General features: G+C 67.9%; 9 protein-coding genes. 7 read left to right on the top strand and 2 right to left on the bottom strand.

Features of this window, described 5'->3' with window-relative positions:
• Nucleotide 1 precedes the first annotated feature (1 nt).
• The 4 genes from ACFWFP_RS13630 (at nucleotide 2) to ACFWFP_RS13615 (ending at nucleotide 3,246) form a co-directional block, all read left to right on the top strand.
• Nucleotides 2-664: a hypothetical protein gene (locus ACFWFP_RS13630; RefSeq protein WP_379295052.1), complete on the top strand. Its 663-nt coding sequence runs from the start codon at nucleotides 2-4 to the stop codon at nucleotides 662-664.
• A 50-nt stretch (nucleotides 665-714) separates the two neighbouring features.
• Nucleotides 715-1,380 (top strand): GNAT family N-acetyltransferase, encoded by a 666-nt coding sequence (locus ACFWFP_RS13625; protein ID WP_379295051.1) that lies wholly within the window; start codon nucleotides 715-717, stop codon nucleotides 1,378-1,380.
• A 183-nt stretch (nucleotides 1,381-1,563) separates the two neighbouring features.
• Entirely contained in the window at nucleotides 1,564-1,731 is a 168-nt protein-coding gene (locus ACFWFP_RS13620) for a hypothetical protein (protein WP_165610405.1), read from the top strand.
• A gap of 243 nt (nucleotides 1,732-1,974) precedes the next feature.
• Nucleotides 1,975-3,246 (top strand): PucR family transcriptional regulator, encoded by a 1,272-nt coding sequence (locus ACFWFP_RS13615; RefSeq protein WP_379295050.1) that lies wholly within the window; start codon nucleotides 1,975-1,977, stop codon nucleotides 3,244-3,246.
• On the opposite strand, the gene ACFWFP_RS13610 is transcribed toward ACFWFP_RS13615, so the two are convergent.
• Nucleotides 3,247-4,800 (bottom strand): acyl-CoA carboxylase subunit beta, encoded by a 1,554-nt coding sequence (locus tag ACFWFP_RS13610; RefSeq protein ID WP_379295049.1) that lies wholly within the window; start codon nucleotides 4,798-4,800, stop codon nucleotides 3,247-3,249.
• Between the two features lie 139 nt (nucleotides 4,801-4,939).
• A complete protein-coding gene (locus ACFWFP_RS13605) occupies nucleotides 4,940-6,685 on the bottom strand; it encodes an FAD-dependent oxidoreductase (protein WP_379295048.1) in 1,746 nt (581 codons plus the stop codon).
• Between the two features lie 477 nt (nucleotides 6,686-7,162).
• Here ACFWFP_RS13605 and ACFWFP_RS13600 point away from each other — a divergent pair, with 477 nt between their 5' ends.
• The 3 genes from ACFWFP_RS13600 (at nucleotide 7,163) to ACFWFP_RS13590 (ending at nucleotide 13,994) form a co-directional block, all read left to right on the top strand.
• On the top strand, nucleotides 7,163-12,625 hold the full coding sequence (locus tag ACFWFP_RS13600) for a carboxyl transferase domain-containing protein (RefSeq protein ID WP_379295047.1): 5,463 nt from the start codon (nucleotides 7,163-7,165) through the stop codon (nucleotides 12,623-12,625).
• A gap of 147 nt (nucleotides 12,626-12,772) precedes the next feature.
• Nucleotides 12,773-12,961 (top strand): hypothetical protein, encoded by a 189-nt coding sequence (locus tag ACFWFP_RS13595; protein ID WP_379295046.1) that lies wholly within the window; start codon nucleotides 12,773-12,775, stop codon nucleotides 12,959-12,961.
• A 73-nt stretch (nucleotides 12,962-13,034) separates the two neighbouring features.
• Entirely contained in the window at nucleotides 13,035-13,994 is a 960-nt protein-coding gene (locus tag ACFWFP_RS13590) for an Acg family FMN-binding oxidoreductase (RefSeq protein WP_379295045.1), read from the top strand.
• Nucleotides 13,995-14,012: the final 18 nt, after the last annotated feature.

The raw sequence follows: 14,012 nt of genomic DNA, 5'->3' as shown, positions 1-14,012 counted from the left end.
CATGGACGGACCGGACTCTGCGCTACGCCGCTTGACCCGCGAGGCGGGAAAGCTGTTGCGGCCATACGGCTTTCACGGAACGGAAGCATCCTGGACCCAGGTCACCGAGGGCGGCGTCGCCGCGATCCGCCGCACCCGCGTCCAGCGGACCTGGACGGATGGTCAGCAGGCGCTCGGATTCGGTCTCGAGCTCAGCGCGACGCCGACTGCCTGGTGGGAATTCTGCGCATGGCGCGACGCTGAGCGAGACCTCCCGCCGACAGCGCTCGAACACGCGACCGGGCCCGGGTTGATCGACAACCACGGTGTGAGCGCGGAGCTGACCGAGTTGTGGTCGCTGCGCGTCGATCCGGCCCACCGCGAGCGCCCCGCACTCCAGGCCGACGTCGACACCGTGCGCGCCGACTTGCCGGTGCGCGTGCATGCCTACGCGCGCCGCGCACTGCGACTGCTCGAACCGGACGCCTACCTGGACGAACTACTGGCGGACCCGAATCCACGGCCCGCAGTGCAGGAGGCGATCATCGTTCTGCTCGCCGAACACGGACCCGGACCGCGACTCGATAACGCGGTGACCCGGTTCCGGTTGTCCGCCGCCGATCCGAACGGGCCGGGCGCCGAGAACGTCATCGCCTACCTGCGTGGCCGAGCCGTTCGGGTCTGATCGCCCTGCTCGAGCAGCCGGACGGACGACTCGCCATTATCATTCCGCCCGTGGACGATGCGGTACAGGAAGATGCTCGGCGGATTCGGCCCGGCAACCGGAAGGACTTCGGTGCCGCCGCCGAACTCTTGGCGGCATCCCTGGCGGACGATCCGGCGACCCTGTGGCTGCACCCGAAGGAATCCAGCCGCCGAACCCGGCTCGTCCGCTCGTTTCGATCCTCGCTCGATGACGCCCGCGATTGCAGCGACGGCGTCGACCTCGCGCTCGACAGCACCGGCGCGATCGTCGGCGTCGCGGCATGGCTGGCGACCTTCCACATCCTGCCCCGAGCGACGCTGGGCCGACAGCTGACATCGATCCACACCTACGGTTCGCACGCCGGGCGCGCACGCGCCGGTGCGCGCGCGACCTACGCGGCAGGCGTGCAGGAGCAGCATTGGCACCTGCTGGCGGTGGGTGTCTCCGCGGCGGCGCGTGGGCGCGGACACGGACGGGATCTGATCGCGGCGGGAATGTATCGAGCCGCTGCCGACGGCGTCCCCGTCCACCTGGAAACGACGAATCCCCACAACCTGTCCTTCTATGAACGCCTCGGATTCGACACGACCGCGGTGCTAGACCTGCCGGGCGGCGGCCCGCGCAGATGGCTCATGCGTCAAGTGCCCCAACCGGTCCCGAATCCCGCTCGGGACCGACGGCCACGCAATACCTGAAGGCGGTACGAAACGCGAGAAGTTCGCGATGGAAATTGTTGTGGCAATCCATGACAATTCCGCGGAAAGGGAATTGGAACGTCAAAACCTGTGCGCGGTGATAGCGGCCGGAGTGGTGACCGTGATCTGATCGAGATGTCCCGAAGCTGGGATGCTTCACAGAGTCCACATAAGGATGACCGTATGAACTCCAGAATTTCCCGTCCGCTCGCCGTCGCCGCGATCGTGCTGTCCGCCGGTGCGATCGGCGCCGGTACCGCCACGGCCGCGGCGCCCGCGCCCGTCTCGGGTTCGGTGGAAGTGTGTGTCCCCCTTCCGCTCCCGGTGCTCGAGGTCAGCCTCTGTCTGTAACCGGCTGATACGGCTAAATGCGGCGGTGGCGACACCGTTCACGGAGTGAAGATGTGCGCGGCTCCGGTTCGGATCCGCCACCGCCGCACCGTCGTGGACCCGCAGGCCCGCGGGCTTCTTTGTCGGAAAGCATCATTGATCCAGCCTTCTCTTGACCTTTGTCACAAGTGAAGGTTGGACGGGGGATTGTTGTTCACGGTAGTTTGGGGGCTTGCCCAGTGATCTGGGTGGGAAGGATTCATCATGGCTGGCGCAACGTCCATCGAGCCGTTCCTGACCGTTTCGGGGCGGCCGGTGTCGAACCCCTTGAAGGATGTGCGGACGATATCCCGCCAAATGGTGGTGCATTTCATCGAGAATGTCGTCCCGTGCGGCACGCTGCCCGGCGAAGCGCTCGACGGAGATGTCACCACGGTGACCCGTGTCTGTCTGGAGCTCACCAGGAGCATGCTCGACGGCCGCGATATCCCGGGACGGGTGGAACGAGTACAGGCCGCCGCCGCCGATTGGGCGCGCGAGGGAATCCCGATCGACACCATTCACGACGCCGTGCACGAGGGCTTCAAACTCGGCTTCGATCTCGTCATCACCAATGTCACCAATCATGACTACGACACCGTGGTCGGGGTGGCTCGACGGCTGATGGACGCACAGAAAATGATCACTTCGGCGGTCTCGGTGGCCTACGTCCGCGAATTGCGATCGGTGGACAGTGAGCATCACACCGCGGTGCACACCCTCACCTCGGCCCTGCTAGGCGGTCAGAACACCTCGACGATGGCGCGGGAATGCGGCATCGAAGTCGCCGATCGCTATCACGTGATGGCACTGGAACTACCGCCGCACGCAGAGGAATTCGATCCCACCCTCGACGCGAAAGTCGTCGCTCGACGCAAATTACGCCGGGTGCAGGCCGAACTGGCGGACCGATGTGACGGGAAAGTGCTGTCGCTGTTGAGCGTGGACGGCGGCACACTGCTGCTGCCCGCGCACGAATTCTCCCAGACGGAATTGGACGAGCTGATCGTTCACCTGTCCGCCGCGGCACAGGTGCCCGTGCGCGCGGTGGCGACGTCGGCGACGCCGGCCGAAATCCCGCGAGCCGCGGAGCAGGTCCACGAACTCGTCGAAATCGTGCATCGATTCGGTGGTCCGAGCAAGGTATATCGCCCCCACGAATTGGCTTTCGAATATCAACTGACCCGGCCGGGTCCCGCGCGCGACTATCTGAGTTCCATCGTCGATTCCCTCGAAGCGCATCCGGAGTTGTTGCGGACGCTCGAGGTGTACATGTCCACGAATATGCAGCGCTCGCGGACCGCGCGCGCCATGTTCATCCACACCAATACCGTCGACTACCGATTGAAACGGATCGGCCAGATGACCGGGTTCGACCTCAACGACGTGTCCGGCCTGTGCCACCTGCGCGCAGCGCTGTTGATCCGGGCCCATCGTGGATCCGGATCAACAGAGCTCTATCGAAGCCCGAGCGAAACCAGTTCGCGCGCAGGCTGATCACATGGGATAGAGCGGGTGCTTGCGCGGGTTGAATTCCGGCTTGACCGGCGGCTTGTCGCGCAGCAGGCGCAGTGCGTGCCGGATCTCGAGGCGGGTGCGTGAGGGCTCGATCACCGCGTCGATGTAGCCGCGCTCGGCGGCGACCCACGGGGTGGCGATGGTCTCGTTGTACTGGTTGATCATGAAATCGCGTGCCGCGGCGCGGTGTTCCTCGGGGACAGCGGCCAATTGGCGTTTGGCGGCCAGGTCTACCGCGCTCTCGGCGCCGATCACGGCGATCCGGGCGGTCGGCCAGGCGAAGCTGACGTCGGCACCGACCTGACGGCACCCCATCATTCCGTAGGCGCCGCCATAGGACTTGCGCACCACCAGGCTGATGATCGGTATGGTCGCCTCGATGATCGCCCGCGGCATGCGGCCACCACGGATGATCACGCCCGCGTCTTCCTGATCGAGGCCGGGCAGCACGCCGGGGGTGTCGGTGACGAAGATCAGCGGGATGTTGAAGGCGTTGCACAGCCGGATGAAGTAGGTCCCCTTGTCGGAGCAGGCGGCGTCGACGGACCCGCCGAGGACCAGTGGCTGATTGGCGATCACGCCGACCGGGTAGCCGTCGACCCTGGCGAACCCGGTGATCAGGTTCGGGGCGAAAGCCGCTCGGATCTCATGGAATTCACCATCGTCGAACAGGCGCAACAGGACGTCGTGCATGTCGTAGCCCGCACGATCGGAATCCGGGATGATCGTCTCGAGTTCCAGGTCGTAGGCGGTGATGTCGGGTTCCAGGCCGGGATTGACGATCGGCGGCTGCTCGAGGCAGCTCGACGGCATGTAGCTGAGGTAGTTGCGGGCCCAGTCGAAGGCTTCCTGCTCGTTGTCGGCGACGTGATGCAGGGTGCCACGTTTGGCCTGCACCTCCGCCCCACCGAGCGCCTCGGCGCTGATGTCCTCCCCGTTGACGGCCTTGATCACGTCAGGCCCGGTGACGAACATGTAGGTGTCCTTCGTGCCGACGAGCACGTCGGTGTTGATCGGCCCGTAGACCGAGCCCGCGGCGCATTTGCCGAGCATGATCGACACCTGCGGCACATAGCCCGACAATTTCTCCAGCACCCGGGTCATATCGCCGAACGAGGCGAGCGAACCGGCCGCGTCCTGAACCCGCGCGCCGGGGGACTCGTTGATCGTCACCACCGGGCAGCCGTTGTCGAACGCGAGTTTCAGCGCCTGCATGAACTTGCGCGCCGCCGTGATGCCGACGGACCCGCCGTACACGGTCGGATCGTGAGCGATCACGATCACTGTCCGGCCGTGGATCAACCCACGACCGGTCACCAGTCCGTCACCGTAGAGGGCATCAGGCTGTCCGGGCTGACGGGCCAACGCTCCGATCTCGATGAATGTTCCGGGGTCGAGCAGCATGTTCATCCGCTCGCGAACGCTGGGAACGCCCTTCTTCGCTCGCTTGGCTACGGCGGCCTCACCTGCCGGTTCCGCGGCGATCGCCAGAATCTCGGCCAGCCCGTCGAGCTTCGCCTTGGTACTTACCACGCTTACTGCCACCTTCCAACCAACTCAAATGCTGTGCGCGACGGTAGTCGAATCGCGGTGGGGCAGCGCGATAAGCGGGGGAGGCGGGAGAGGTCACAAAGTCTCGGTCGGCTATCTCATCGCATTCTCTACACCGAGCTCAGCTGTCCTCGCGGGTGGACGTGGAGACCGGCCAGATCGGCAGGCGCAGCGCGGCGGCCGATCTGGCCAGCACAACGGGGCTGTTCGGCGCCACCGCGGCGATCCGCTCGTAGGGATCGCCCGGTGCCGGGCGGGGATCCGATTCGCCCTTGTTGGGCCACAGCGCGGCCGCGCGTTCGGCCTGGGCCGCGATCGTCAGTGACGGATTGACGCCGAGGTTGGCCGAGATCGCCGAACCGTCGACGACGCTGAGACCGGGGTAACCGTGGACCCGGTGGTAGGGGTCGATGACGCCGTCGCTCGGATCGGTGCCGATCACGCAACCGCCGATGAAGTGGGCGGTCATCGGGACGTTGAACACATCCGGCCAGGTACTGCCCGGTGTGGCACCGAGTTTCGCGGCGACGTGCCGGGTCGCCTCGTGCCCGGGTGGGATCCAGGACGGGTTGGGTTCGCCGAATCCCTGCTTGCTGGTGAACCGGCGACCGAACACCCCGCGCCGGGTGTAGGTGGTGATCGAATTGTCCAGACTCTGCATCACCAGCAGGACCAGCGTGCGTTCGCTCCACCGGGTGGTGCGCAGCAGCCGCACGGTCTGTACCGGGTGCCGCCCGGCGATGAGCAGCACCCGCGACCATCGTGGCAGCCGCTGATCGCCGTCGACCAGGTAGGTGTTGAGCAATCCCATCGCATTGGAACCCTTGCCGTAGCGCACGGGCTCGACGTGGGTGTTCGGCGTGGGGTGGAACGAGGACGTGATCGCCACGCCCTTGGTGATGTCGACGGCGGGGTCGACCTCGGTGCGTCCGGCGCCGAGGATGGCTTCGGAGTTGGTGCGCGTGAGCACACCGAGCCGCGGCGAGATCTCGGGAAGTACCGCGGTGTCGCGCATGCGGAACAGCAGGTGCTGGGTGCCCCAGGTGCCGGCGGCCAGGACGACCTGCCGCGCCGACAGAGTGGCGCGGCGTTTGCGGACCCAGCTTCCGGTGCGTTCGGTGTCGACCAGCCAGCTGCCGTCGGGCTGTGGCCGGATCGCGGTCACCGTGGTCATCGGCGAGACCACGGCGCCGGCCTGCTCCGCCAACCCGAGATAGTTCTTGACCAGGGTGTTCTTGGCGCCGTGACGGCAGCCGGTCATGCATTCCCCGCACTCGATACAGCCGGTGCGCTCGGGGCCGACGCCGCCGAAGTAGGGGTCGGCGGCGGTCCGGCCTGGTTCGCCGAAGTACACCCCGACCGGGGTCGGCACGAAGGTGTCACCGACTCCCATCTCGTGGGCCACCGACTCGATGATCGTGTCGGCCGGAGTCATGTGCGGGTTGCGCACGACGCCGAGCATCCGGCGGGCCTGGTCGTAGTGGGGGCTGAGCTCGGCGTCCCAGTCGGTGATGCCGGCCCACTGACGGTCGCCGAAGAACGCCGCGCCAGGTTTGTAGAGGGTGTTGGCGTAGTTGAGCGAACCGCCGCCGACCCCGGCGCCGGCCAGAATGAAGCAATCACGCAGGCGGTGGATGCGCTGAATCCCGTAGCAGCCCAATCGTGGGGCCCACAGGTAGCGGCGCAGATCCCAGTTGGTCGCCGCGAAGTCCGCGTCCGCGAACCGGCGACCGGCCTCGAGCACGCCGACGGCGTACCCCTTTTCCACCAGGCGCAGGGCGGTGACACTGCCGCCGAACCCCGACCCGACGATCAAGACGTCGTAGTCGTAGGACGTGGTGGCGCTATCGGAGGAGGCTTCTGACACGGACCCGACGGTAGAAGCCCACGTGCCGAAGCGACCGATTCGGCGCGCGGGCTGGCAGAACTCACGATCTCGGGCGCGTGATTGTGGAACGGATGACAGTCGATGGCCCGCCCGTGCCCACGCTCGGCGGGACGGGCGCGATGGCACCTCGAATATGTTGTAGGTCAACATGATTGATAGGATTTCGAAGTGAGTGGATGGTCCGGGACCGCAGACCTTGGCCGTCCACTCGCCTAGGGGAGATACTTGTTCAACCAGCGGGCATCGTGACGCCCGCCAGCCGTCATCTCAGCGCCTTCGACCGGTCGCGTCCGCCGGGTTGTATGGTGCTCGGCGGCCGCTCGTGCCTTGGCTACGTGCCGGTAACCCGCGCACGGTGCTTGTATATGGGGCACGGGGGTGCAGACTGCGCACGGACCGGGAGTTGCAAATCTCACCCGCAGGACGATGTCCTGGGTAAATGGAAGGAGTCGGCGAGTGTTCAGCCGTATCGCCATCGTGAATCGGGGCGAGGCCGCTATGCGCCTCATCCATGCCGTCCGTGATCTGGCGGCGGCAACCGGGCTACCGATCGAAACCGTAGCCCTGCACACCGACGTCGACCGGACTGCCACCTTCGTCCGGGAAGCCGATCTCGCCTACGACCTCGGTCCGGCCTCGGCGCGCCCGTATCTCGACCTCAAAGCCCTCGAGAACGCCCTCGTGGCCACCAAGGCCGACGCGGCCTGGGTCGGCTGGGGGTTCGTCGCCGAGGATCCCGCGTTCGCGGAACTGTGCGAGCACATCGGCGTCACCTTCGTCGGGCCCAGCGCCGAGGCGATGCGCAAGCTCGGTGACAAGATCGGCGCCAAGCTGATCGCCGAGGAAGTCGGCGTGCCCGTCGCGCCGTGGAGCCGGGGCGCGGTCGACACCGTCGAAGACGCCATCGAAGCGGCCACCGAGATCGGCTACCCGCTGATGCTGAAGGCCACCGCGGGCGGCGGCGGTCGCGGTATCCGCGTGATCACCAACGAGGCCGAACTCGTCGACGCCTACGAGCGCACCAAGCAGGAGGCCGCGCGCGCCTTCGGCAGCGGCGTCGTCTTCCTGGAGCGCCTGGTCACGGGTGCCCGCCACGTCGAGGTCCAGGTGATCGCCGACGGCCAGGGCACCGCGTGGGCGCTCGGCGTGCGTGACTGCTCGGTGCAGCGACGCAATCAGAAGGTGATCGAGGAATCGTCCTCTCCCGTGCTGAGCGCCGAGCAGACCGCCGAACTCAAGGGCTCCGCCGAGCGCCTGGCGATCGCGGTCGGGTACTGCGGCGCGGCGACCGTCGAGTTCCTCTACCACCCCGGTGACCAGCTGTTCGCGTTCCTCGAGGTCAACACCCGTCTGCAGGTCGAGCACCCGATCACCGAGCTCACCACCGGTTTCGACCTGGTGCACGCGCAGCTGCGGGTGGCCTCGGGCATCAAGCTCGAGGGCGAGCCGCCGGTCGAGCGCGGCCACGCCATCGAAGCCCGCCTCAACGCCGAAGACCCCGATCGCGACTTCGCGCCTGCCCCGGGCCGCATCGTGCGCCTCGATCTGCCCGCCGGACCGGGTATCCGCGTCGACACCGGCGTCAGCCAGGGTGACACGATCCCCGCCGACTTCGACTCGATGATCGCCAAGATCATCGCCTACGGCCGCGATCGCGACGAGGCCCTCGGCCGGCTGCGCCGGGCCATGTCCCAGACCCGCGTCGTCATCGAAGGCGGCGCGACGAACAAGAGTTTCGTCCTCGATCTGCTCGACCAGCCCGAGGTCATCGACGCCAGCGCCGATACCGGCTGGATCGACCGGGTGCGCGGCGAAGGCCGCCTGGTGACCCATCGGCACTCCACCGTCGCGCTGGCGGTGGCCGCGATCGACGCCTACGAGGAAGACGAGCGGGTCGAGCGGCACCGGCTGCTCTCGACCGCGTCCGGCGGGCGTCCGCAGGTGCAGCACGAGAGCGGACGGCCACTGGACCTGAAGCTGCGCGGCGCCGGGTACCGCGTACGCGTGGCCCGGATCGGCGCGCACCGCTTCCGCGTCGGCATCGAGGCCGGTGGCGAATTGCGCACCGCCGATGTCGATCTGGAGCGTTTCGATCACCACACCGGTCAGATCGTCGTCAACGGCACCCGCTACCGCCTGATCACCGGCACCCACGGGCCCACCCACGTGGTGGACGTCGACGGTGTGACCCACCGGATCAGCCGCGACGAGGGCGGTGTCGTCCGCTCGCCCGCTCCCGCGCTGGTCGTCGGCACGCCGCTCGAGGTCGGCGCCGAGGTCGAGGCCGGAGCGCCCGTGCTGGTGCTGGAGAGCATGAAGATGGAAACGGTGCTGCGCGCGCCGTTCCGGGCACGCTTGAAGGAATGCGCGGTCTCCGTCGGTACCCAGGTGGAAGCGGGTGCGCCGCTGCTGCGGCTCGAGCCGCTCGCCGACGGCGACGAAGCCGCCGAAGCCGAGACCACCGGCACCGTCGAGCTCGATCTGCCCAGCGCGCCGACACCGTTGCGCGCACACGAGCGGGTGGCTCGCGGCCTGCAGGACCTGAGCAGCCTGCTGCTCGGCTTCGACGTGGACCCGCACGACGACCGTCGCGTCCTCGACGACTACCTCACGGCCCGTCGCGAAGCGGTCGCCGACAGCCTGCGCCCGCTCGCCGAAGAGCTCGAACTGGTGCAGATGTTCGCCGATCTCGCCGAGCTGAGCCACAACCGGTCGGCCGACGACGATCACGGCCAGGGCCACGTCCACAGCGCCCGCGAGTACTTCCACACCTACCTGCAGAGCCTCGATGTCGAGCGGGCCGGGCTCCCCGAGTCGTACCAGGCCAAACTCGGTACGGCGCTGCGCCACTACGGGATCACCGAGCTGGACCGCACGCCCGACCTCGAAGCGGCGGTCTTCCGGATCTTCCTCGCTCAGCAGCGACCCACCGACACCGTCACCGTCGTCACCGCGCTGCTGCGCGAATGGCTGAGCGAGCCGATGCCCGACCAGGTGCTGCGCGAACCGGTGGGCCTGGCGCTGGAGCGTCTCGTCGCGGCGACGCAGGTGCGTTTCCCGGTGATCGCCGATCTCGCCCGCGGTCTGGTCTACGCCTGGTACGGCCAGCCGCTGCTGCGCCGCAACCGTGCTCGCGTGTACACCAACGTCCGCAAGCACCTGAGCTACCTGGACGCGAACCCGGCCGCCGACGATCGCGGCGCCAGGATCGCCGAAATGGTGCGCAGCACCGAACCTCTGGTGCGCCTGCTCGGCCAGCGGCTCGAGCGCGACAAGCCCGACCACACCTCGATGCTCGAGGTGCTGACGCGGCGCTACTACGGCAACAAGGGTCTCACCGGCGTCCGTACCGAACAGGTCGGCGACACCACGTTCGTCGTGGCCGAACGCTACGGTTCGACGCTGGTCTCGACCGCCGTGGGTTTCGACAAGCTCGACGCCGCGCTGGACGGGCTCGCCGAACTGGCGAGCGGTGCCGTCTCCATCGACGCCGACATCTACCTCAGCTGGGAATCGCAGCCCGAGGACTTCGACGCGATGGCAGCGGCCCTGCAGGAGGTGCTCGGCGCGCACCCGGTGCCGAATCAGGTCCACCGGATCACCGCCACCGTCGCGGGCAGCGGCGGCTCGGTCATGCACCACCACTTCACCTTCCGTCCGTCGGTGACCGGCATGGCCGAGGAACGGCTGATCCGCGGGCTGCACCCCTACATCGCACAGCGGATGCAGCTGGAACGGCTGCGCAAGTTCGACCTCACCCGGTTGCCGTCCTCGGACGAGGAGGTCTACCTGTTCCGCGCCGTGGCCAAGGAGAACCCCTCCGACGAGCGTCTGATCGCTTTCGCCCAGGTCCGTGACCTCGCGGCGCTGCGCGATCACGACGGCCGGCTGGTCGCCCTGCCCACCGCCGAGAGCGCCATCGCCACCTGCGTCGACTCGATCCGGCGGGCCCAGTCGCGGTTCCCCTCGGCCAAGCGGCTCAACACCAACCGCATCGTGATGTACATCTGGCCGCACATGGATGTCACCCGCGCGGAGCTCGAGACCATCGGCGGCCACGTGCTGCCGACGGCCGCGGGTGCCGGGCTCGAGGAGATCCTGCTCATCGCCCGCCAGCGCGATCCCGAGACCGGCGAGCTCACCAAGGTCGGCGTGCGTATCTCGTTCCGGCCCGACGGCGGATCCGAGGTGACGGTCGGCGAACGAACCGACGACCCTGTCGAGCCGTTGGACGAATACCGGCAGAAGGTGCTGCGCGCCGCGGCCCGCAACACCGTGTACCCGTACGAATTGACGTCGCTGCTCGGCGACTTCGCCGAATACGATCTCGACGCCAACCACGCGCTGGTGCCGGTCGATCGGCCCAAGGGCCACAACACCGCGGCGATCGTCGCCGGTGTGGTGACCACGGCGACCGCGCAGCATCCGCAGGGCGTCACGCGCGTGCTGCTGCTCGGTGACCCCACCAAGTCCCTCGGCGCGCTCTCGGAGCCGGAATGCCGCCGGGTGATCGCCGCGCTGGATCTGGCCGAGAGCCTGCAGGTGCCGCTCGAGTGGTACGCGCTGTCCTCGGGCGCGCGGATCTCGATGTCCTCGGGTACCGAGAACATGGACTGGGTCGCGGCCGCGCTCAAGCGGATCGTCGAATTCACCCAGGGCGGTCGCGAGATCAATATCGTGGTCGCCGGCATCAACGTCGGCGCGCAGCCGTACTGGAATGCCGAGGCCACCATGCTCATGCACACCAAGGGTGTGCTGGTCATGACGCCCGACTCGGCCATGGTGCTCACCGGAAAGCAGTCGCTCGACTTCTCCGGCGGCGTCTCGGCCGAGGACAACTTCGGCATCGGCGGCTACGACCGGGTGATGGGCCCGAACGGGCAGGCGCAGTACTGGGCGCCGAACCTGTCCGCCGCCCGCGATGTGCTGATGGCCCATTACGACCACACCTACGTCGCCCCGGGGGAGCAGGCGCCGCGTCGGGCCGCGACCGGCGATCCCGTCGACCGCGATATCTCGGCCTTCCCGCATGCGCTGGCGGACAGCACCTTCGCCACCGTCGGCGAGATCTTCTCCGCCACCGCCAACCCGGATCGCAAGAAGCCCTTCGACATTCGCACGGTGATGCGGGCACTGGCCGACCAGGACCACCCGGTCCTGGAGCGCTGGGCCGGGATGGCCGACGCCGAGACCGCGGTGGTGCACGACGCGCACCTCGGCGGAATCCCGGTGTGCCTGTTGGGCATCGAGTCACGCAATGTGGCGCGACGCGGCTTCCCGTCCACCGACGGCCCCGACACCTACACCGCGGGCACGCTGTTCCCGCGTTCGTCGAAGAAGGCCGCACGGGCCATCAACGCCGCCAGCGGCAACCGGCCGCTGGTGGTGCTGGCGAACCTGTCCGGCTTCGACGGCTCGCCCGAATCGATGCGCAAGCTGCAGCTCGAGTACGGTGCCGAAATCGGCCGCGCCATCGTGAATTTCGACGGCCCCATCGTGTTCTGCGTGATCTCGCGCTACCACGGCGGTGCGTTCGTGGTGTTCTCGAAGGCGCTGAACCCGAACATGACCGTGCTCGCGCTCGAAGGGTCGTTCGCCTCGGTGCTCGGCGGCGCGCCTGCCGCCGCGGTGGTGTTCGCCGGTGAGGTGAAGGCCAGGACCGCGGCCGATCCGCGCGTGCGGGAGCTGGAAAGCCGGGTTGCCAATGCCGTCGGCACCGACCGCGCGACGTTGAGTGCCGAACTCGACGAGACACGGTCCTCGGTGCGCGCGGAGAAGCTGGGCGATGTGGCCGCGGAATTCGACCGCGTGCACAACATCCAGCGCGCGGTCGAGGTCGGCTCGGTGGACGCCATCGTCAGCGTCGCGGATCTGCGTCCGCGGATCATCGGCGCGATCGAGGCGCGACTGCCCGCGTAGTCCCCGGCAGAGTAGTCCCCGGCAGACCGGGCTCGGTATCGGACCGAGCCCGGTCTGCCGGCGTTTGTGCAGAGTCGCCGGCGTGGTCCTGACCACATCGAACGCCCCTATATCCTGGACCTTCGCATCACGAGTAGGAGCGTTCCGATGGCCTTGGCCCGACACTGCGACCGCGATGGTTGCGATAGCTGGCAGCGCATCGATCACGACGTCAGCCACCGATGGATCACCGTCGACCTCGGTGCGGGCGAGGTGCGGCACTTCGATACCCGCGACTGCCTGCTGCACTGGGCAGCGGCCACCAGCGTCCCGAACGAGGTCTATCCGGCTGTGTAATTTCTCAGCTTCGCCACCTAGGGTCGGGTCCAGCGCAGCACGCCGACCTGCAGAGGAAGGAGTCTGGCGAGACATGCCGAGTATCACAACATGCCGAGACGCACTCGAATTGGCAGTGCGTGCTCCCTCGGTGCACAACACCCAACCGTGGCGCTGGCGAATCCAGCGTGGCCGCGTCGATCTGTTCGCCGATTTCGGGCGTCAGATCACTGCGACCGACCCCCTGGCACGCGCTCTCGTGGTGAGCTGCGGCGCCGCGCTGCATCATCTCGAAGTGGCTTTCGCCATGCTGGGCTGGCAGGCCGAGATCGATCGGCTGCCCGATCCGGATCGACCCGATCACCTCGCGACGGTGCGGTTCACGCCGCGCCCGCCGTCGGATCTCGATATCCGGCTCGCCGCCGCCATCCACCTGCGCCAATCCGATCGGCGCCGCTATCCCGGCAGGCCGGTGCCCGCGCGCGACCTGCGGGCGGTGTCGCGATGCGCGGCCGAGTTCGGGGCCGCGGCCCGGCACGTCCCGGACAGCATGCTCTCCCAACTGGCCGCTCCCATGCGCCGAGCCGCCGCCCGGCACGCGACGGACACGAAGTATCTGGCGGAACTGGAGCAGTGGAGCGGCTGCCACGGCGAGCCCCACGGCGTCCCTGCCCGCAACGCGCCCGCCGCCCGGGCCTCGGACGAACTCCCGGTGCGGGTCTTCTCCGAAGCGGAACTGTCCGAGTACACCGACGAACCCGACTCCGCCCACTGGCTGGTCGTGTGCACCCCGCACGACAACCGCGTCTCCCAGCTGCGCGCTGGTCAGGCGACGAGCGCGATCCTGCTGCAGGCCACCTACCTCGGCCTGGCGACCAGCCTGCAATCCGAACCCCTCGGCATGCTGGATCTACGCGACCAGATCCGCACCACGGTCCTGCAGGAATGCGCTTATCCGCACGTCATGATCCGGGTCGGCGTCATGCCGCCCGCCGCGGCGCCCTTGGAATCCACCCCGCGCCGCCCGGTGACCGAGGTCATAGAGACGAACTGAATCGCCTGCTCGACCGGT

This window comes from Nocardia sp. NPDC060249 (assembly GCF_042728755.1).
Lineage (GTDB): Bacteria > Actinomycetota > Actinomycetes > Mycobacteriales > Mycobacteriaceae > Nocardia.
Note: the sequence above shows the minus strand (reverse complement) of the source record. Positions and strands in the feature narration are given on the sequence as shown.